The following is a 20,236-nucleotide window of genomic DNA, read 5'->3' on the forward strand; positions in this document are numbered from 1 at the left end:
GATGTAGAGGAAAAGAAGTAACAAAAATAAGCAGTAAGACAAAAATGTACGGTTTTTCTTACTGCCTGTAGGTATTATTCTTAAGATTTATAAACTTTGCTCCCGTTTGTTCTGTATGTGTGTCACGACAATAAAAGTAATTGTAAAGAGAATCATCAGAATAATGTAGATAGGGAAGCTATTGCTGGTTAGAGTAGCGATTTCAATGTATTTTTGTAGAAGAATGGCTGTTCCAAAGAAGCCTACGAGGGACCAGAGGATCAGCAGAATCCGCCAGAGATTAAGTGGCAGGCAGGCACGAACAACAGATAGAAAGCCGATAGAGCCTAATAAATAATAAAGTAAAGTTGAGATTTCCACTTGTGACCAGCCATGCAGTCCACCAAAAATATTGACAAATAAAACGCTAAAGACGACCATTAGCCCGCTAGGTAGCGCCTTGAAAATTGCTTTTTTAAGGAAATCTTGTTCAATAGGTTTGATATTTCGCTCAAAGGTGAGGACAAAGGGCGGCAAACCTTCAACAAATTGGTCAATCAAGGTGATTTGAATGGGGATAAATGGAAAGACTAAGAGCCATTCTGCTCGTCCCAACAGAATACTAGAAATACAAATGATTGTCAAAATGAACGAATAGGTTGTTTTAATGAGGAAAATTGGTGCAATGCGGGCGATGTTATTAACAACGCGGCGTCCTTCAAAGAGAATTTCAGGGACATCATTAAAATCAGAATTAAGCAAGACGAGGTTGGCAACTTGTCGGGTTGCGGGATCTCCTTCAGCCATGGCAATGGAGCAGTCTGCTTCACGCAAGGCCAGAATATCATTGACCCCGTCACCGGTCATAGCTGTGGTATGCCCTGCTTTTTTCAGGGTTTGAATGATAAGTTTCTTTTGATGAGGAGAAACGCGGCCAAAGATAGCAGTCGTTTCTATCAGCTCAATCAACTCTTGATCTGTTACTTTTGAGCAATCAACATAACTTTGGTAGTTTGCAAATCCTGCCTTTGCAGCAATGTTTGATACAGTAATTGGATTGTCACCTGAGATGATTTTTAAGCCAACTTCTTGTGAGCGTAAGTATTCCAAAGTATCAGCTGCCCCGTCACGAATCGGATCTGTGATTTCTAAAATGGCAATGGGGTGAATGCTACTTGGTAAGTGAATGTATTTATGGTCAATGCGTTCAGGACTAATAGCTAAAGCAATCACACGCGAACCACGCTGTTGGGCTGCTTGGGCAACCTCAATCTCTTTGTTAAAGAGCATTTCAGGCGCACCGAGAAAGACAGTACCTAAGTCCGACATTTCCATAGCTCCCCATTTACGGTCACTAGAAAATGGAATAGCGTTACTCGTTTGGTAATTAGAAGGACTTGTAAATTGTTTACGGATTGCTTGGGCAGTTGGATTATTGTCGTCACTTGCCGCAATATAAGCACTAAGAATATCAGCAATTGCTTGTTCTGAAAAATCTTGTGTAAGCGGGCTGACTGTTTCGACGTGCATTTTTCCTTGTGTAATGGTGCCTGTCTTATCAAGGCAGAGCATATCAACACGAGCCAGCGTTTCAACGGAGTACATTTCCTGTACAAGGACTTTTCGTAACCCCAACTTGATGACAGCTGTTAAAAGAGAAGTAATCGTTAAAAGAGCAATTCCTTTTGGTAGCATTCCTAGAAGAGCCGTTGAGGTATTGACAACTGAGTCTTTGACAGGTAAATGTTTTACCAAGAGAGCTTCTAGAAAGAGCGCAATTCCGAAAGGGATAATGATTTTTCCTGTAAAACCTGCAATCTTGTCCATGGATTTCATGATACGAGAATTGATTGGTTTGACAGTCTTAGCCTCTAGCATCAGTTTAGAAGCATAGTTATCAGATCCAACATGGGTGATTTCAGCTACTACATGACCACTGACAAGAAAACTTCCTGAGAGCAGTTGATCCCCAATCTCCTTTTGGACAAGGTCACTTTCTCCTGTTAACATAGCTTCGTTGACTTCTGCAAAACCATCTAAAACAGTTGCGTCACTTGGAATTTGTTCCCCTGCAGTTAAGCGAATGACATCACCTAGAACCAATTCTTCTGGATTAATAGATGTGGTTTGCCCATTACGGATAACACTAATCTTTTCTTTATTTAAGAGATTGAGCTTATCAACCATGTGCTTGGCGCGTAACTCTGTGACGATACCAGAGAAAGCATTAAAGCAGATAACAGCGAAGAAAACTAAGTTGCTCCATGCTTGAACAGAAACGAGAGCGACAGCGATTGCAAAATTTAACGCATTAAATAGCGTAAAAACATTACGCTTGATGATTTGCCAAGTGCTGATACTTGTATTGACTGTAAAATCATTGGTGAGTCCTTGTGAAATTTTTTCTTGGACTTGCTGGTGGGTTAATCCCGTAAATTCTTTCATGTTCATGAGGTTAATCATACCATTTTTTTAGTAAAATTTCTAATAGAATTCATTCAGCTGTAACAGTTTCAAAGCAAAAAAAGTTTGCGAGTGGGCATTGGATAAGGTATAATGAAAAGGATAAGAAGGGAGAGCCTATGTTTTATAGATATTTAAGAAGATTGGTGATGTTGATTTTATGGGCTTTAAATGGTAATGCTCACTACCACCATTTAGAGAACATTCCAGACCAAGAGGAAAATTATATTTTAGTGGCTCCACACCGTACTTGGTGGGATCCTGTTTACATGGCTTTTGCAACAAGGCCCAAGCAATTTATCTTTATGGCAAAGAAAGAACTGTTCACAAATCGCGTTTTCGGCTGGTGGATTCGCATGTGTGGCGCATTTCCAATTGACCGTGAAAATCCAGGAGCATCTGCTATTAAATACCCCGTCAAGATGTTGAAATCAAGCAATCGGTCTTTGATTATGTTTCCAAGTGGAAGCCGACATTCGACAGATGTGAAAGGTGGCGTTGCACTGATTGCTAAAATGGCAAAGGTGCGCATTCTTCCAGTTGTTTATGTAGGACCGATGAGTCTGAAAGGTTTAGCAAAAGGCGAACGTGTAGACATGGATTTTGGACAACCTATTGATATTTCAGATATCAAAAAGATGAATGACGAGGGTGTGGAAGAAGTCGCCCGTCGTATTCAGACAGAATTTGATCGCTTAGATGCCGAAGTAGCTACACTTCAAGTGAAAAAAAATCCAAATATATTATTGCTACTCCCCCGTTTGATCGCTCTGTTACTGTCAATTGTTGTTGGCTTACTAACATTTGCTTTCAGTTTCATCGCAAGTTTCGTTTGGGATCCTGACAAACATAGGAAATAAAAATCTTGTAAAAGAAGCATGTCTCACCTTTTCTAGAAGGAGCATCTATGAAAATAGCAATTTTGCTGTATTCAGCATGTTCATTGCAGGAAATCACAACTTTGACATCAACGCTTTGTCTTTCTTTTGGGCAGTCTTTGGACTATCTTGCTTCAGAAAAGAAAGTCTCTACGAGTGAAGAAGGATTGCAAGTTATTCCAGATTTTACTTTTGCAGAAGTACAAAATGTAAAGTATGATTGTATCATATTGCCAGGCACACTAGAGCCATTTGTTAGCCTTTATGATTCCAGACTAATCTCTTTTTTGGAGAGGGTAGACACAAAGCGGACGATAGTAGCGGCTATTTCCTCATCTCCTATGTTTTTAGGAAAAGCTGGTTTGTTGAGAAGCCGGTATTACACAGGTGGTCTGTATATGGAGTTGGTAGAGTATTTTTCTTTTTTGGAAAAAGCAAATTTTCTCCATCAGCCTGTTGTAAAAGATAAGAATGTTATTACAGCTATTGGATTTGCTTATGTAGAATTTTTTCAGACCGTTTTGGATGCTTTAGGATTAGAAGTGCCGAGCGATTTCTTTTTGAGAAAAAATTCTTACACTCCCGAAGAGTTAACGTATCATTTAGAGACAACTGATTATCAAGAAATACTGCAAGAAATTTTACGATATGAACAAAAATTCCAGAAATGATTTTCTGGTTTTTTTACTATGAATTTTAAGATAAAAAGAACCTAAACACACAAAACATACATGAAAGCGCTTGCTAAAATAGACTTAAAATAGTATACTAAATTTAAGGTATACGGTTTAAAAAGGTGATAAGAGTGATGCTCACTCTTAAAAGTTGATGTATTCAACATGCAATCATAAAAGGAGAAATATATGAAAAAATTGATTTTTCGCTTAACAATTCTGTTATCTGCTCTTATGCTCTTTCCTTTTCAAGCAGTAGAAGCCTGTACAGGTTTCATTGTCGGGAAGAACTTGACGGCAGACGGCTCTACTTTGTATGGTCGTACAGAGGATTTGGAGCCTAATCATAACAAAGTCTTTAAAGTTCATCCAGCCAAGGACAATCAAGCGGGAGAAAAGCTGATTGATGAAGCCAATGGCTTTGAATGGCAATTACCCGCACATAGCTATAAATATACTTCTGTTTCGGATGTTACACCAAAAGAAGGTATTTTTGATGAAGTAGGCTTCAATGAGCATGGAGTTTCCATTTCTGCTACAGTGTCAGCTAAGGCGAATAAAGCTATCCAGAAAGTTGATCCTTATGTGGAAAAAGGTCTGGCAGAATCTATCATGACAACGGTTGTCTTGCCACATGTCAAAACAGCTCGTGAAGGTGTGGAGCTCATCGCAGAGATTGTCAAAAAACAAGGAGCTGCTGAAGGAAACATTGTGACAATTGCAGATAAGACAGGTGTCTGGTACATGGAAATCTTGTCTGGTCATCAATATGTTGCCATTAAATATCCAGACGACAAATACAGTATTTTCCCTAATACCTTCTTCTTAGGAAGTGTTGATTTTAATGATAAGGAAAATGTTATTGCCTCAGAAAATGTGGAAAAAGTAGCGCGTGATGCTAATTCTTATAAGGAAATCGATGGTAAATTCCATATTTCCCAATCTTACAATCCGCCAATGGCAGAAGCTGATCGTTCACGGGCTTGGGCTGGTATTAAGGCTTTGAACCCAGACGCACCAGTCAATTATGATGATAAATATTTTGATTTGTTGCAATCTAGCAATAAAAAAATCAGCGTTGCAGATGTGATGCGGATGCAGCGGAACCGTTTTGAAGGAACGCCATTTAAGCCCCTTGATCAAATGGAATTGGACGGGAAAGGCATTCCTCAACGTGGAAAAGTAGATCCAGTCTACAAATATCCTCTTGGCAATCCAAATGTAATGGAAGCCCATATTTTCCAATTGAAAGATAATATCCCTGCCAGCATGGGTGGTGGCACAATGTGGCTTTCTGTTGGTAGTCCTCGATTTGCACCATACTTGCCATACTATGGAAATATCAACAATACTTATGCTGCTTATCAAGTTGATACAACGAAATATGACAAAGATTCTTGGTACTGGGTTGCGTCACACATTTACGATATGGCAGCCAAGCATCAAAAATTATTTGGCAATAGCATTCAAGAAAAATGGAAAGCTTTGGAAGCACGATTGATTGAAGAACAAGCCAAATTAGATGAACAATACGCAGCTGCAGGTGGAGCTTCGTCAGAAGAAGTGACTGCGTCTAGTATGGCGCGTGCAGAGGAAGTCTTTAAAGAAATGAAAGCTCTAGAAGCTGAAATGGAAGAAAAGATTAAAAATGAGCAAACGCCACCAAGCTCTGGCTCAGAACCATCTTCAAGTACAAGTGAGTCATCTTCAACCACATTTTCCACTTCGTCTACATCTCAATCTCAATCTTCGTCAAGTACAAATGAAACGTCTACATCTAGTTCATCGGATACTGAAAAACCTAAACCAGGCGAAACTTCTGATACCTTAGTGGATACAGCCACAGGTGTTCGCTTGCAAAATGTAGATTTAGTGAAAGCTAATCTCAAATTAGCAGTTAAAAAGACGATTGAAGAAAACGCAGACAGCTATGACATTACCTTGACCAATCCAAAAGGCGAAACAGTATCACAAGTCAGCTCAACATTAGTGACAGTGCCAGTGAAGCAAGGTGCTACGGTGGAATCTGTTTATGCTATGAAAGACGGCAAGCAAGCGGAAAAATTTGATTTTGTTCTCAACAAAGATCAAACGATTAGCTTTAAAACAACCCACTTCTCTACTTACAAAGTAAATTACAAAGTTGTCAAAGAAGCACCAAAACAAAATAAACGTGGCTTCCTTCCGTCAACTGGTGAAAAAGTAACCTTCCTTGGTTTAGTAGGAATTGTCATTTTAGGAGTTGTCATCTTCATCTTAGCAAAACGTTCAAAAAAGAATAATGACTAGTTGAAGCAAGAAAATCAACATCATGTTGAAGAATTCCCTCAAAGTTGGATACAAAACTAACTTTGGGGGATTTTTATATGAATTGAATAAATTTCTACATTAAATTGACAATGATAATATTATTTTTGACAATAATAGTTGACAAAGTGACACGAATGAGTTACAATAGAGATGAAAGGAGAGGAGCATATGAAGCTGGAAAATCGATTAAAAGAACTTCGAGCGCGAGATAGGTTGAATCAAACAGAGTTGGCTAAAAAAGCAGGAGTTTCTCGACAAACCGTCAGTTTGATTGAGCGGGGAGAGTATGCTCCGTCTGTCATCATTGCCTTGAAGATTGCACATATTTTTGGAGAAAACGTAGAAAATGTATTTTATCTAAAGGAGAATAGCGATGAAAAAATGGATGAAAATTAGTGGTTTACTAGTAGTGAGTGTTTTGCTAGGAATTTTTGTAGCAAGTAGTTGGCTCGGAAATTTCCATTTTCCAATCTTTTTAAATAGCATACTTTGGGGTTGGATTATTCGTGTGCTCAATCTGCTTTTATTCTGCATGACGATTTATTTACTACAGTCTAGTCGAACAATTCAAAAGCAGTCAACAAATGGAGATGAATTAAATGAACAACTTTATCAGAAGATGTTCAAAAATCTGGAATATGGTACTATTTTATTAGACGTTGTGACAATCTTGACGATTTTTGATATACTAACATCATTTAATGTATTCATTACTAAAAATAGTGTTTTGATTACAGGCAGTTTATTTCCTTATGTAGCACTTACTTTTATTCTATATGGACAATATTGTCTCCAAAAGACAATTGAGCAGGTTCGGCATTTTAAATTGCCAATCGTTACATTTCCTGAAGATGTTTTAGCCTTGATGAAGACCTATGATGAAGCAGAAAGAGAAGCACATTATGAGCAGAGCTTTAAGATTCTTTTTCAGTTAAATCAGTTCATTTTGCCAGCGTTTTACATCCTCCTGTTCACTATTTCGCTTCTATTACGTGAAGTTCAATACCTTCCTATTGCAATCGTGGTCTTTATCCACCTCTACATCAATGTAGTAAATATTTCTATGATAAAGAAATACTTTAAATAAGGCTGGTCAAAAAGTATCTCTGACTCTATCTCATTTAGTGATAAGCGAATAGCACAGTAGGTGATTGCTCAAAGCATTGCTTTGAGGTGGCGGATAGGGCTTGCGAAGCAAGTCTCAAACCTGTTCGCTTTTCAAGCTAGAAAGAACACTTTTGACGAAAACTCTGTTTTTTATCCACCGCCTCAACAGTCAGGGAGACTGTTGAGCAGTCTTGCAGGGAGGGAACTACGAACTTAAATTTTTCAAGATAAGTTCTGTCCCAATCTCATGAAACATAACTAGTTATACGAGGAGCATTTTAATGAAAAAAATAGCCCATATTGGACTTGGCATTTTAAAGTTATTGGGACTGATTGTGTTAGTCATGGTCATCAATGGCATTCCTATGTTATTCTTAGCAAAAGGACAAAATCTACCAATATATACAGAAATTTTACTGGTTTTAGCCTACCTTGTGCTCGTGTTTTTTGCTATCCGCACTTTATGGAGGAGATACCAGACACATGTCTCAGAGGATATCAAAGTCCTGTCATTTTCTTGGGGAGATTTTGGGAAAGCATTGTTGTTCTTTTTAGCGGCAAGAGTAGTAGCGGTTTTAGGAACTTATCTAAACATCTTTTTAACAGGGCAAAGTACGACCAGTAACGATAGTGCTTTACAAAATCTAGGAAAAATTATGTCTGTTAATCATATCTTTTTTGCTCTGTTATATGTAGTAACTGTTGCAATAATAGCTCCGGTGATTGAAGAATTAGTATTCCGTGGTTTTGCGACAATCTTTTTCTTTGAGAAAGATCAAAAAATATCAGCAGCCATCATAACATCTATCATTTTTGCACTTCCTCATATCTCAAAATGGACAGAGTTTCCACTTTATTTTGCCATGGGATTAGTCCTTTATGCTGCCTTTGCACGTCGAGGAAATCTGAAAGATTCAATAGCTGTGCATATTTTAAACAACACACCAGCAGCTCTCGTTATGCTGTTTGCGATGTTTCGATAGCGATGTAAAAATAGTACAATCATTTACAATAATATAATAAAAACACGAACGATTTTAGTTTCAGCTACTTGCTAGTCTTGCTTCATTCGTGTTTTTGTGTTATCAGATGTTATTTTTGTTAATTGATATTTTGTAACCCATAATTGTAATCATCATCTTGCATGGCTTCAACTTCACCAAGAAGATAACCGTTTCCGACTTGAGAAAAGAAGTCGTGGTTAGAAGTTCCGGTTGAAATACCATTCATGACAATCGGATTGACGTCATCAGCCGTGTCAGGGAAAAGTGGGTCTTGACCAAGATTCATGAGAGCTTTATTAGCATTATAACGAAGGAAAGTTTTGACTTCTTCTGTCCAGCCGACACCGTCATATAAGGTTTCTGTGTAGCCTTCCTCATTTTCATAGAGGGTGTAGAGCAAGTCGTACATCCACTCTCGGAATGTTTCTTGCTCTTCTTCTGGTAATTCGTTAAAGCCTAATTGGAATTTATAGCCAATATACGTTCCGTGGACAGATTCATCGCGGATAATCAATTTGATGATTTCAGCTACATTGGCTAATTTGTTATTTCCAAGATAGTAGAGCGGAGTAAAGAAACCAGAGTAGAAGAGGAAGGTTTCTAAAAAGACACTGGCAACCTTCTTTTCAAGAGCATTTCCATTGAGGTAAATCTCGTTGATAATTTCTGCTTTCTTTTGCAAATAAGGATTTGTATTGGTCCATTCAAAAATTTCGTCAATTTCTGATTTCGTGTTAAGGGTTGAGAAAATAGATGAATACGACTTAGCGTGAACAGACTCCATGAATTGGATGTTATTCAACACAGCCTCTTCATGAGGTGTGCGAATATCTCCTCGGATAGCTTCGACACCTGATTGGGATTGCATCGTATCCAATAATGTTAATCCGCCGAAGACCTTACCAACAAGGTCTTTTTCTTCAGGTGATAATTTTCTCCAGTCGTCCAAATCGTTGGAGAGGGGGACTCGTGTATCGAGCCAGAACTGCTCGGTCAGTTTTTCCCAAGTAGATTTGTCAATGACATCTTCAATGGCATTCCAGTTTATGGCTTTATAATAGGTTTTCATGTTGATTACTTTCTTTTATTCCAGTTGATTCTTATTGTTTACAGATAGTTTAAATTTGTTCTGAAAGGCTTTTAGAAATTTTAATTCTCGTTAAATCACGCAGCTCTCACACTGGTTGGCTCCAACTTCGCCGCCGTCATCTGTAAAGGTACGGACATAATAGATTGATTTGATGCCCTTGTTAAAGGCATAGTTGCGCAGGATAGACAGGTCGCGTGTCGTTTGTTTGCATTCGGTTTTCCATTCGTAGAGTCCTTGTGGAATGTCGCTGCGCATAAAGAGGGTCAGAGATAACCCTTGATCTACGTGCTCAGTAGCTGCTGCATAAACGTCAATGACTTTACGCATATCCATGTCGTAAGCGCTAGTATAGTAAGGAATAGTCTCAGTTGACAGTCCTGCTGCTGGGTAGTAGATTTTTCCGATTTTCTTTTCTTGGCGTTCTTCAATGCGTTGTGTAATTGGGTGGATAGAAGCAGAGACATCATTGATATAGCTGATAGAACCATTCGGCGCAACAGCTAAGCGATTTTGGTGATAAAGACCGTCTGTCATGACTTTCTCGCGTAGCTCAGTCCAATCTTTTGCAGAAGGAATAAAGATATTTTCAAAGAGTTTTTTCACTCGGTCAGATTTTGGTACAAAATCACCAGTCACATATTTGTCAAAGTATGAACCATTTGCATAATCAGACTTTTCAAAGTTATGGAAAACCACCCCGCGCTCGCGGGCAATATTATTGGACTCAACAAGTGTCCAATAATTCATGAGCATAAAGTAAATGCTGGTAAACTCAACAGATTCAGCTGATCCGTATTCAATCAATTGCTGAGCCAGATAACTGTGCAAGCCCATGGCACCTAGCCCAAAAGTGTGAGCTAAGCTGTTGCCGTGGTCAATAGTCGGAACAGCTTTGATGTGAGAACTGTCTGTAACAAATGTCAGCGCCCGCGTCATGGTACGGATAGACTTACCAAAATCTGGCGAAGTCATCATATTAACCACATTGGTAGAGCCGAGATTGCAAGAAACATCTGTTCCTAAACGAACGAATTCTTGAGCGTCATTCAAGAGGCTTGGTTCTTGGACTTGCAGGATTTCGGAGCAGAGATTGCTCATGATAATCTTGCCGTCTACTGGATTCGCACGATTAGCAGTATCGATATTAACTACATAAGGATAGCCAGATTCCTGCTGCAACTTGGAAATTTCAGTTTCTAAATCACGAGCTTTAATCTTCGTTTTACTAATCTTAGGATTGGCAACCAATTCGTCATATTTTTCAGTAATATCAATATAAGCAAATGGGACACCGTACTCGCGTTCAATAGAGTAAGGACTGAAGAGGTACATTTCCTCATTCTTACGAGCCAATTCATAAAATTTATCTGGAATGACAACTCCTAAAGAAAGAGTTTTAACCCGAACTTTTTCATCGGCATTCTCTTTCTTAGTTGAAAGAAAAGCAATAATATCTGGGTGAAAGACATTAAGATAAACAACACCAGCTCCTTGACGTTGACCTAATTGATTAGAGTATGAAAAGCTGTCTTCAAAGAGCTTCATAACTGGTACTACACCAGAAGCAGCCCCTTCATAACCTTTGATAGGGGCACCTGCTTCCCGCAGGTTACTGAGGGAAATTCCAACGCCACCGCCAATCCGAGATAATTGCAGAGCTGAATTGATAGAACGACCGATTGAATTCATATCATCAGTGACTTGAATCAAGAAACAAGAAACTAATTCACCACGCCTAGCACGTCCGGCATTCAAGAAACTTGGAGTTGCTGGTTGATACCGTTGATGAATGATTTCATTGGCAATATCTTTGGCAATTGCTTCATCACCGTCGGCAAAATAGAGCGCATTGAAAAGAACGCGGTCTTCCATGCTTTCAAGGTAATATTCACCGTCATTTGTTTTGAGAGCATATTGATTATAGAATTTATAAGCTGCCATGAAAGATTTAAAATGAAAATCTTGTTCATGAATGAAGCTGGCTAGCTCTTCGATGTATTCAGGTGAATAAAGCTGGATGAATTCTTTTTCTAAATAGTTTTCTTGAATTAAATAGTGAATTTTTTCTGTGATAGAAGAGAATTTTTTTGTATTTGGTTCAACATTTTCTTTAAAGAATGCTTCCAAGGCTTCCTTATCTTTGTGAAGCATAATCTGTCCGTTGATTGGACGGTTGATTTCATTATTGAGACGGAAATACGTCACATCTTCTAATTGTTTGAGTCCCATAGTGTTCCTTTTCTAAATGTTAGGTTTGATATTTGGCAAAAGAAAGAGGGGTGGGCAAGAACTAAAAATTGCAAATTTTAGTTCGTAGTCTCACCCCACAAAGTTACTCAACAGTTTTGAAAAGTGTTGAGGTGGTGAACGAAGAAAACAAAGTTTTCATCAAAGGTACTCTTCCGAGTATAAAAAGTGAACGGAGAAGGTCTTGTCTAGTTATCGCAGTTTTAACCATTTCTCCCATTATGTACATGTCATAAATTATGATAATTTTTTCAATTTACCTGGTTGAAAACCGGAAAATGCTTCCGTTGGAGTCTGAACGACTGGAGCAGCATTAAAGCCTAAGCTTTTCACATGATCGATGTATTCAGGCTGTTCGTCCAAATTGATTTCACGATATTCTACATGGTTAGTGTCTAAGAAGCGTTTTGTCATTTTGCATTGAACGCAATTATTTTTTGAATAAATAGTTACCATAATGAACTCCTAATTTCTTTAAATTCAGTATGGAATTAGTATATCCAAAACAGGGAATTTTGTCAACTATTATGTTCTAAATATTGTGTTTTGTTTTGGGGTTTTAAATATCATGATACTAGATATAGTGTTTTATTAAAAAAGAAAAAGATAGGATGAACTCCTATTTTGGGCTTCGTTAGACTAAGCTTTCCTTAGGGAACAATGGATAAAAAATGTGTCAATCAATTGGATAGTGAAAATCTCGTTTTAATGAAATTTCAGTAATTCTCATAAAAAAGACTTGCTGAATACACATAAAATTCTTGAAAAAATTTTACAAAGATGTTATAATCTAGAATTGTAAGGGTTATCACATGAGACCCCAAAAAGATTACATTAAAGGAGAGTCAAACTATGGCTTCTAAAGATTTCCACATTGTGGCAGAAACAGGTATTCACGCACGTCCAGCAACTTTGTTAGTTCAAACTGCTAGCAAATTTGCTTCAGATATTACTCTTGAATACAAAGGTAAATCAGTAAACCTTAAATCAATCATGGGTGTTATGAGCCTTGGTGTTGGTCAAGGGGCTGATGTAACAATTACTGCAGAAGGTGCAGACGCTGATGATGCAATTGTAGCAATCGCAGAAACAATGACAAAAGAAGGATTGGCTTAACATGACAGAAATGCTAAAAGGAATTGCAGCATCTGACGGTGTTGCTGTTGCTAAGGCATATCTACTCGTTCAACCGGATTTATCATTTGAGACTGCTTCAGTCGAAGATACAAATGCAGAAGAGGCTCGTTTGGATGTAGCTCTTGAAGCTTCACAGAACGAGCTTTCTGTTATCCGTGAGAAAGCAGTAGAAAGCCTTGGAGAAGAAGCAGCTCAAGTATTTGATGCTCATTTAATGGTACTTTCTGACCCAGAAATGATTGGTCAGATTAAAGAAACAATTCGTGCAAAAAAAGTGAATGCTGAAGCAGGTCTGAAAGAAGTAACAGACATGTTCATCACTCTCTTTGAAAATATGGAAGATAATCCATACATGCAAGAACGTGCAGCAGATATTCGCGACGTGACCAAACGTGTGTTGGCTCACTTGCTTGGTGTACGCTTGCCAAACCCTGCTATGATTAATGAAGAAGTAGTTGTGATTGCCCATGACTTGACTCCTTCTGATACCGCTCAATTAGATAAAAACTTTGTTAAAGCTTTTGTAACCAATATTGGTGGACGTACAAGTCACTCAGCTATTATGGCTCGTACTCTTGAAATTGCTGCGGTTCTTGGAACAAATAACATTACCGAATTAGTAAAAGACGGTGATATAGTTGCCGTGAATGGAATTACTGGTGAGGTTATTATCAATCCAACAGAAGAACAAGTTGCAACCTTTAAAGCAGCGGGTGAAGCCTATGCAAAGCAAAAAGCTGAATGGGATTTGCTGAAAGATGCTGAAACAGTAACAGCTGACGGAAAACATTTTGAACTGGCTGCAAATATCGGTACACCTAAAGATGTCGAAGGTGTGAATGCAAATGGTGCAGAAGCTGTCGGGCTTTACCGTACTGAGTTTCTTTATATGGATTCGCAAGATTTCCCAACAGAAGATGAGCAGTATGAAGCTTATAAAGCTGTACTTGAAGGGATGAATGGCAAACCAGTTGTTGTCCGTACAATGGACATTGGTGGAGACAAAGAACTTCCTTACTTTGATTTGCCAAAAGAAATGAATCCGTTCCTTGGATTCCGTGCTCTTCGTATTTCTATTTCTGAAACAGGAAATGCAATGTTCCGCACACAATTACGTGCACTTTTGCGTGCATCTGTGCATGGACAATTGCGTATCATGTTCCCAATGGTTGCTTTGTTGACTGAATTCCGTGCTGCAAAAGGCATTTTGGAAGAAGAAAAAGCTAAATTGCTTGCAGAGGGTGTGGCAGTTGCGGACAATATTCAAGTTGGTATCATGATTGAAATTCCAGCGGCAGCAATGCTTGCTGACCAATTTGCAAAAGAAGTTGACTTCTTCTCAATTGGTACCAATGACTTGATTCAATACACAATGGCTGCTGACCGTATGAATGAACAAGTTTCTTACTTGTACCAACCATACAATCCTTCTATCCTTCGCTTAGTGGATCGAGTGGTCAAAGCTGCTCACGCTGAAGGTAAGTGGGCTGGTATGTGTGGTGAAATGGCAGGCGATCAAACTGCTGTTCCACTTCTAGTTGGTATCGGTCTGGATGAGTTCTCAATGAGTGCAACATCTGTTCTTCGTACACGTAGCTTGATGAAGAAATTGGATACGAAGAAGATGCAAGAACTCGCTCAACGTGCTCTTACAGAATGTGCAACGATGGAAGAAGTTCTTGAACTTGAAAAAGAATATCTTGATTTTGAATAATATCGAAACGAAGACCATTGTCAATTAAGATAATTGGAATCTCAGTTATTGAAAGAGGGCGTTGTTGTCCTCTTTCTTTATATTGCAAATCATTTAGGCTTTCTGTGTTCCTTTTTACTTCCTTTTGCTCATTTTTGCTATAATGATAATTATGAATAACTTGATTAAATCAAAATTAGAATTGCTGCCAACCAGTCCAGGTTGCTATATTCACAAAGATAAAAATGGTACCATTATTTACGTAGGTAAGGCTAAGAATTTGCGCAATCGAGTGCGCTCTTATTTTCGTGGGAGCCATGATACTAAGACCGAAGCACTGGTGTCTGAGATTGAGGATTTTGAGTTTATTGTCACGGAGTCTAACATTGAAGCTTTGCTGCTTGAAATCAATCTCATCAAGGAAAATCAGCCTAAGTACAACATCATGCTCAAGGATGATAAGTCCTACCCTTTTATCAAAATTACCAATGAGACATATCCGCGTCTAATTATTACGCGTCAGGTCAAAAAGGATGGGGGTCTCTACTTTGGTCCTTATCCTGATGTAGGTGCTGCCAATGAAATTAAGCGCCTGCTGGATCGAATTTTCCCTTTTCGCAAATGCACTAATCCGCCTGAAAAAGTTTGTTTCTACTACCACATCGGGCAGTGCCGAGCTCACACTATCTGCCATAATGATCCACATTTCTTTCAAGAGATGGCTCAAGAAGTAGCAGATTTCCTCAAAGGTCATGATAATAAGATTATTGATGAATTGAAAGGAAAAATGACTAGTGCTGCTGAAAAGATGGAATTTGAAAAAGCAGCTGAATACCGAGATTTGCTTCAAAGTATTGCGACACTTCGCACCAAGCAACGAGTGATGGCAAGGGATTTACAAAATCGGGATGTCTTTGGCTATTATGTGGACAAAGGATGGATGTGTGTGCAGGTTTTCTTTGTCCGTCAAGGAAAACTCATTGAGCGAGATGTAAATATGTTTCCTTATTACAATGACCCTGACGAGGATTTTCTTACTTATATTGGACAATTTTATCAGAATAAATCTCATCTGGTGCCCAATGAAATTTTGATTCCATCTGATATTGACGAGGAATCAGTACGGGCTGTGGTGGATACAAAAATTCTTAAGCCTCAACGAGGAGAAAAGAAACAGCTGGTCAATCTAGCAATTAAGAATGCTCAAGTTAGTTTACAGCAGAAGTTTGACTTATTAGAGAAATCTGTTGAAAAAACGCAAGGAGCAATTGAAAATCTAGGCCGGCTCCTCAATATTCCCACTCCAGTTCGGATTGAGTCGTTTGATAATTCCAATATTATGGGGACAAGTCCTGTTTCAGCTATGGTGGTTTTTATTAATGGCAAACCCAGCAAAAAAGATTATCGCAAGTATAAGATTAAGACAGTTATCGGTCCGGATGACTATGCCAGTATGCGGGAAGTCATCAAGCGTCGCTACAGCCGAGTTATGCGAGATGGTTTAATACCGCCTGATCTGATTGTCATTGATGGTGGTCAGGGCCAAGTCAACGTTGCTAAAGACGTCATTCAACATCAATTAGGTTTAGATATTCCTATCGCTGGTTTGCAAAAGAACGACAAGCATCAGACTCATGAATTACTTTTTGGTGATCCATTGGAAGTGGTCGAATTATCTCGCAATTCACAGGAATTTTTCCTTTTGCAGCGCATCCAAGATGAAGTCCACCGCTTTGCCATTACCTTCCATCGCCAGCTCCGGTCTAAGAATTCCTTCTCATCACAACTAGATGGCATTGAAGGACTGGGTCCCAAGCGCAAGCAAAATTTGATGCGACATTTTAAATCCTTGACCAACATCAAGAAAGCCAGCGTGGATGAAATTGTCGAAGTGGGTGTGCCGCGAAAAGTGGCAGAGGCTGTGCAGGAGAAATTGAGCAAATCTACAGATAAAAAGATAACCAACTCCTAGATTTTAGGGAAGCAAGTTCATCAGACTATTTCTCGTGAAAAACCTCTGCAAGCTCTTCCAATTTATGGTAAAATGAAATTAGTATAATAAGAAAAGGAAAGTCCCTATGAAATTTCTTGAATTAAATAAAAAGCGTCATGCAACGAAGCATTTCAATGATAAAGCAGTTGATCCGAAAGATGTGCGGACGGCGATTGAAATTGCAACTTTAGCGCCAAGTGCTCACAATAGCCAGCCTTGGAAATTTGTAGTTGTGCGTGAGAAAAATGCAGAGCTGGCTGAGATTGCTTTCGGTGCAAACAAAGACCAAATCACAGAAGCACCTGTGACGATTGCTCTTTTTACAGATACAGACTTAGTTAAACGCGCTCGGAAAATTGCTCGTGTGGCTGGGGTTAATAATATGTCCGACGAATTGTTGCAATATTATATGCAAAATTTACCGGTTGAGTATAGTCATTATTCTGAGCAACAAAAAAGTGATTATTTGGCTTTAAATGCTGGTTTGGTGGCAATGAATCTTGTGTTGGCTTTGACTGACCAAGGAATTGCTTCCAATATTATACTTGGATTTGATAAGTCGAAAGTCAATCAAGTGCTAGATATTGATGAACGCTTCCGTCCAGAACTTTTAATTACCGTTGGTTATACAGATGACAAACTGGAGCCAAGCTATCGTTTGCCAGTGGACGAGATTATTGAAAAACGTTGATAGAAAGGAATCTGATTTTATGACGATTGATTTTAAAGCAGAAGTTGAGAAACGTCGCGACGCTCTATTGGCTGACTTGTTTAGCCTTTTGGAAATTAACTCCGAGCGAGATGACATGAAAGCAGATAAAAAACATCCTTTTGGGCCTGGACCTGTTAAGGCTTTGGAAAAATTCTTAGAACTAGCTGCGCGTGATGGCTATCCAACAAAGAATGTGGACAATTATGCAGGGCATTTTGAATATGGCGAAGGAAAAGAAGTGCTTGGAATTTTTGCGCACATGGATGTGGTGCCGGCTGGAAGTGGTTGGGATACAGATCCTTATACACCAACAATTAAAAATGGAAAACTCTATGCGCGTGGTGCGAGTGATGACAAAGGGCCAACGATGGCTTGCTATTATGGACTGAAAATCATCAAAGAATTAGGTTTGTCGACGTCTAAGAAAGTTCGTTTTGTAGTTGGTACAGATGAAGAATCTGGTTGGGCTGATATGGACTATTATTTCAAACATGTTGGTCTGCCAGAGCCAGATTTTGGTTTTTCGCCAGATGCAGAATTTCCGATTATCAATGGTGAAAAAGGAAATATTACCGAATATCTTCATTTTGCAGGGGAAAATAGCGGAGCTGCGCGCTTGCATAGCTTTACTGGTGGACTTCGTGAAAATATGGTCCCTGAATCTGCAACAGCAGTAGTATCAGGAAATGTGCCAAATCTTGTAGATAAATTGGACGAATTTGCAAAAGAACACGGACTTCAATTTGAATACCAAGAATTACCGAGTGGTCAAATAACAGTTACAATTGTTGGTAAATCTGCTCATGGCGCTTCACCGCAATCTGGTGTTAATGGTGCGACTTATTTGGCGAAATTCTTGACCCAGTTTGACTTTGCAGGTTCTGCTAAGGATTATCTTGAAGTGGCTGGGAACATTCTTTTAGAAGACCATGCAGGAAAAGCTCTGAAAGTAGATTATGTAGATGAAAAAATGGGTGCTCTCTCTATGAATGCTGGTGTTTTCCGCTTCGATGAAGCAAGCAACGACAACACCATTGCCCTTAATTTCCGCTATCCACAAGGAACCAATCCAGAAATGATCAAATCTAAATTGGAAAACTTACCTGTGGAGACAGTGACATTGTCCGAGCACGAGCATGTTCCCCACTATGTTCCAATGGAAGATCCGCTTGTGAAGACACTTTTAGATGTGTATGAAAAGCAAACAGGTCTGAAAGGTTATGAGCAAATTATTGGTGGAGGAACGTTTGGTCGTCTCTTGAAACGCGGTGTTGCTTATGGTGCCATGTTCCCAGGCTATACAGATACCATGCACCAAGCAAATGAATTTATAGATGTAGAAGATCTTTTCCGTGCAGCAGCTATTTATGCTGAGGCAATCTATGAATTGATTAAATAAAGGACGTAAACTCAGCTAGAAATAGTTGAGTTTCTTTCAAAGAAAGAGGACCATTATGATTTATACAATTACAAGTGCGACAGGTCAATTGGGGCAAAAGGTCGTTGCTGAAGCACAAAAATATTTAAATTCTAATGACATTCGGCTATCTGTTCGGAGTCCCCAAAAAGCGAGCCAGTATGCAGCAGCAGGGATTGATGTCAGAGAAGCTGATTATTTAGATGTGGATTCTATGGTCGAGGCTTGGCGTGGAACGGATGTTTTGATTTACATTCCAAGTATTTCTCATCCAAGTATTGTGCGTGTACCCGAGTTTGAAAATTCAGTTATTGCGGCAGAAAGAGCTGGAGTTAAGCACTTTATCTTTGTTGGATTTTTCGCCGATCAAGTTAATAGCCCTTTTCACATGGCGGCTTTCTTTGCTTATGCCAATACTCGTCTAGCATCAGCTGGATTTTCTTACAGCATTATCAAAAATGCTATGTATGCTGATCCATTGGTACCTTATTTACCTGAGTTAATAGAGCGCAAGGCGGTCATCTATCCAATGGAAAATGCCAAAATGAGCTTTATTTCGCGAGAAGATAGTGCAGAAGCTATTGTCAAACTGGCTATGTCGCCTGTCCTACAGGGAAAGACGTATGTTTTGACTCAAGAACGCAATTACACAATGTTGGAGCTGGCTAATCTTTTGTCCGAGGTTTCTGGTCACGAGATTAGCTACCAGCCGGTGACAGTTGAGGAATTTGCTGTCCTTTATGACCAACCAAAAGGTTTCGGTGTTGTGCTGGCTTCTCTTTACCAAGCTGGAAGCCGAGGCTGTTTGGACATTGTGACAGATGATTTTCGGACAATCACAGGACGGCAAGCAACTGATTTGAAAAGCTACATGATGAAAAATTATCAAAAATAGAGGCAAGAAATGGAAACGCTAGAAGATATTAAGAAAGCTATTATGGCTGATTCACAAAATCAAGTATATACCGAGCGAGGAATTGAGCCACTTTTTGCAGCGCCTAAAACGGCACGTATTAACATTGTCGGTCAAGCGCCGGGCATCAAAGCGCAGGAAACACGCTTGTACTGGAATGATAAGAGTGGTGATCGCTTGCGTGAATGGATGGGGGTTGATTATGATACTTTTTATCATTCAGGTTATTTTGCTGCGATTCCAATGGATTTTTATTTCCCAGGTCATGGAAAATCAGGCGATTTACCGCCTCGCAAGGGCTTTGCTGAAAAATGGCATCAGCTGATTTTAGAATTGCTGCCAGATCTTGAATTGACGATTCTCATTGGTCAGTATGCTCAAAAATACTACCTTCATCAAAAAGGAACTGTAAAACTAACTGATACGGTAAAACATTATCAAGACTACTTGCCAGAATTTTTCCCGCTTGTCCACCCCTCACCACGAAATCAAATTTGGATGGCTAAGAATCCTTGGTTTGCAGAAACCGTAATTCCTGATTTAAGGGAACGGGTACAAAAGATTATTTCATAGTGTGGAACAAAAGTTAATCATTTAAAAGTTTTTGATTTTGTTGCTC

Annotated in this window: 16 protein-coding genes and 1 pseudogene; 13 read left to right on the forward strand and 4 right to left on the reverse strand. The window is 39.1% G+C overall.

Features of this window, described 5'->3' with window-relative positions; genetic code table 11:
- Window positions 1–87 precede the first annotated feature (87 nt).
- Complete coding sequence (locus HMPREF2984_RS07865; protein WP_070671020.1) at window positions 88–2,442, reverse strand: cation-translocating P-type ATPase; 2,355 nt, start codon at window positions 2,440–2,442, stop codon at window positions 88–90.
- 119 nt (window positions 2,443–2,561) lie between these two features.
- On the opposite strand from HMPREF2984_RS07865, the gene HMPREF2984_RS07870 reads away from it, so the two are divergent.
- The 6 genes from HMPREF2984_RS07870 to HMPREF2984_RS07895 all read left to right on the forward strand — a co-directional run bounded on the left by HMPREF2984_RS07870 (window position 2,562) and on the right by HMPREF2984_RS07895 (window position 8,394).
- Window positions 2,562–3,302 carry a lysophospholipid acyltransferase family protein gene (locus HMPREF2984_RS07870; protein ID WP_037567033.1) on the forward strand — a complete coding sequence of 247 codons (741 nt, stop codon included), beginning with the start codon at window positions 2,562–2,564 and terminating at the stop codon, window positions 3,300–3,302.
- A gap of 47 nt (window positions 3,303–3,349) precedes the next feature.
- On the forward strand, window positions 3,350–3,991 hold the full coding sequence (locus HMPREF2984_RS07875; protein ID WP_070671022.1) for a DJ-1/PfpI family protein: 642 nt from the start codon (window positions 3,350–3,352) through the stop codon (window positions 3,989–3,991).
- A gap of 192 nt (window positions 3,992–4,183) precedes the next feature.
- Window positions 4,184–6,283, forward strand: coding sequence for a C69 family dipeptidase (locus HMPREF2984_RS07880; protein ID WP_070671025.1), 2,100 nt, complete (start codon window positions 4,184–4,186; stop codon window positions 6,281–6,283).
- A 189-nt stretch (window positions 6,284–6,472) separates the two neighbouring features.
- Window positions 6,473–6,700, forward strand: a complete 228-nt coding sequence (locus tag HMPREF2984_RS07885; RefSeq protein ID WP_037607910.1) for a helix-turn-helix transcriptional regulator — start codon at window positions 6,473–6,475, stop codon at window positions 6,698–6,700.
- Entirely contained in the window at window positions 6,678–7,391 is a 714-nt protein-coding gene (locus HMPREF2984_RS09505; RefSeq protein WP_224785079.1) for a DUF3169 family protein, read from the forward strand. Before HMPREF2984_RS07885 ends, HMPREF2984_RS09505 begins: the two co-directional genes overlap by 23 nt.
- A gap of 301 nt (window positions 7,392–7,692) precedes the next feature.
- Window positions 7,693–8,394 (forward strand): CPBP family intramembrane glutamic endopeptidase, encoded by a 702-nt coding sequence (locus HMPREF2984_RS07895; protein WP_059220954.1) that lies wholly within the window; start codon window positions 7,693–7,695, stop codon window positions 8,392–8,394.
- Between the two features lie 118 nt (window positions 8,395–8,512).
- Here HMPREF2984_RS07895 and nrdF read toward each other — a convergent pair whose 3' ends face one another.
- From nrdF to nrdH, 3 genes are all read right to left on the reverse strand, one after another.
- Window positions 8,513–9,484, reverse strand: coding sequence for a class 1b ribonucleoside-diphosphate reductase subunit beta (gene nrdF, locus HMPREF2984_RS07900; protein WP_070671027.1), 972 nt, complete (start codon window positions 9,482–9,484; stop codon window positions 8,513–8,515).
- 90 nt (window positions 9,485–9,574) lie between these two features.
- Window positions 9,575–11,734, reverse strand: a complete 2,160-nt coding sequence (gene nrdE / locus HMPREF2984_RS07905) for a class 1b ribonucleoside-diphosphate reductase subunit alpha (protein WP_070671029.1) — start codon at window positions 11,732–11,734, stop codon at window positions 9,575–9,577.
- A 255-nt stretch (window positions 11,735–11,989) separates the two neighbouring features.
- Window positions 11,990–12,208, reverse strand: coding sequence for a glutaredoxin-like protein NrdH (gene nrdH, locus HMPREF2984_RS07910; protein WP_003023812.1), 219 nt, complete (start codon window positions 12,206–12,208; stop codon window positions 11,990–11,992).
- A 396-nt stretch (window positions 12,209–12,604) separates the two neighbouring features.
- Between nrdH and HMPREF2984_RS07915 the strand changes: the two genes are divergently transcribed.
- From HMPREF2984_RS07915 to HMPREF2984_RS07945, 7 genes and pseudogenes are all read left to right on the forward strand, one after another.
- Window positions 12,605–12,868 (forward strand): phosphocarrier protein HPr, encoded by a 264-nt coding sequence (locus tag HMPREF2984_RS07915; protein WP_003023815.1) that lies wholly within the window; start codon window positions 12,605–12,607, stop codon window positions 12,866–12,868.
- A 1-nt stretch (window position 12,869) separates the two neighbouring features.
- Window positions 12,870–14,603, forward strand: a complete 1,734-nt coding sequence (gene ptsP, locus HMPREF2984_RS07920) for a phosphoenolpyruvate--protein phosphotransferase (protein ID WP_003030024.1) — start codon at window positions 12,870–12,872, stop codon at window positions 14,601–14,603.
- Window positions 14,604–14,754: 151 nt separating this feature from the next.
- Window positions 14,755–16,554: an excinuclease ABC subunit UvrC gene (gene uvrC / locus HMPREF2984_RS07925; protein ID WP_070671031.1), complete on the forward strand. Its 1,800-nt coding sequence runs from the start codon at window positions 14,755–14,757 to the stop codon at window positions 16,552–16,554.
- A 106-nt stretch (window positions 16,555–16,660) separates the two neighbouring features.
- Window positions 16,661–17,263 (forward strand): annotated as a pseudogene (locus HMPREF2984_RS07930) (nitroreductase family protein); the annotation flags it as partial.
- A 22-nt stretch (window positions 17,264–17,285) separates the two neighbouring features.
- A complete protein-coding gene (gene pepV / locus HMPREF2984_RS07935) occupies window positions 17,286–18,686 on the forward strand; it encodes a dipeptidase PepV (RefSeq protein ID WP_049533136.1) in 1,401 nt (466 codons plus the stop codon).
- A 55-nt stretch (window positions 18,687–18,741) separates the two neighbouring features.
- Window positions 18,742–19,599: an SDR family oxidoreductase gene (locus HMPREF2984_RS07940; protein ID WP_070671034.1), complete on the forward strand. Its 858-nt coding sequence runs from the start codon at window positions 18,742–18,744 to the stop codon at window positions 19,597–19,599.
- A 9-nt stretch (window positions 19,600–19,608) separates the two neighbouring features.
- Complete coding sequence (locus tag HMPREF2984_RS07945; protein ID WP_003041385.1) at window positions 19,609–20,190, forward strand: uracil-DNA glycosylase family protein; 582 nt, start codon at window positions 19,609–19,611, stop codon at window positions 20,188–20,190.
- The last annotated feature ends 46 nt before the right edge of the window (window positions 20,191–20,236 follow it).

Source organism: Streptococcus sp. HMSC066E07 (genome assembly GCF_001814695.1).
GTDB classification, from domain to species: domain Bacteria; phylum Bacillota; class Bacilli; order Lactobacillales; family Streptococcaceae; genus Streptococcus; species Streptococcus hominis.

Coding starts and splice junctions, on each gene's coding strand:
- HMPREF2984_RS07865 (WP_070671020.1), bottom strand. CDS start 2,442: ATGATTAACCTCATGAACATGAAAGAATTTACGGGATTAACCCACCAG.
- HMPREF2984_RS07870 (WP_037567033.1), top strand. CDS start 2,562: ATGTTTTATAGATATTTAAGAAGATTGGTGATGTTGATTTTATGGGCT.
- HMPREF2984_RS07875 (WP_070671022.1), top strand. CDS start 3,350: ATGAAAATAGCAATTTTGCTGTATTCAGCATGTTCATTGCAGGAAATC.
- HMPREF2984_RS07880 (WP_070671025.1), top strand. CDS start 4,184: ATGAAAAAATTGATTTTTCGCTTAACAATTCTGTTATCTGCTCTTATG.
- HMPREF2984_RS07885 (WP_037607910.1), top strand. CDS start 6,473: ATGAAGCTGGAAAATCGATTAAAAGAACTTCGAGCGCGAGATAGGTTG.
- HMPREF2984_RS09505 (WP_224785079.1), top strand. CDS start 6,678: ATGAAAAAATGGATGAAAATTAGTGGTTTACTAGTAGTGAGTGTTTTG.
- HMPREF2984_RS07895 (WP_059220954.1), top strand. CDS start 7,693: ATGAAAAAAATAGCCCATATTGGACTTGGCATTTTAAAGTTATTGGGA.
- nrdF (WP_070671027.1), bottom strand. CDS start 9,484: ATGAAAACCTATTATAAAGCCATAAACTGGAATGCCATTGAAGATGTC.
- nrdE (WP_070671029.1), bottom strand. CDS start 11,734: ATGGGACTCAAACAATTAGAAGATGTGACGTATTTCCGTCTCAATAAT.
- nrdH (WP_003023812.1), bottom strand. CDS start 12,208: ATGGTAACTATTTATTCAAAAAATAATTGCGTTCAATGCAAAATGACA.
- HMPREF2984_RS07915 (WP_003023815.1), top strand. CDS start 12,605: ATGGCTTCTAAAGATTTCCACATTGTGGCAGAAACAGGTATTCACGCA.
- ptsP (WP_003030024.1), top strand. CDS start 12,870: ATGACAGAAATGCTAAAAGGAATTGCAGCATCTGACGGTGTTGCTGTT.
- uvrC (WP_070671031.1), top strand. CDS start 14,755: ATGAATAACTTGATTAAATCAAAATTAGAATTGCTGCCAACCAGTCCA.
- pepV (WP_049533136.1), top strand. CDS start 17,286: ATGACGATTGATTTTAAAGCAGAAGTTGAGAAACGTCGCGACGCTCTA.
- HMPREF2984_RS07940 (WP_070671034.1), top strand. CDS start 18,742: ATGATTTATACAATTACAAGTGCGACAGGTCAATTGGGGCAAAAGGTC.
- HMPREF2984_RS07945 (WP_003041385.1), top strand. CDS start 19,609: ATGGAAACGCTAGAAGATATTAAGAAAGCTATTATGGCTGATTCACAA.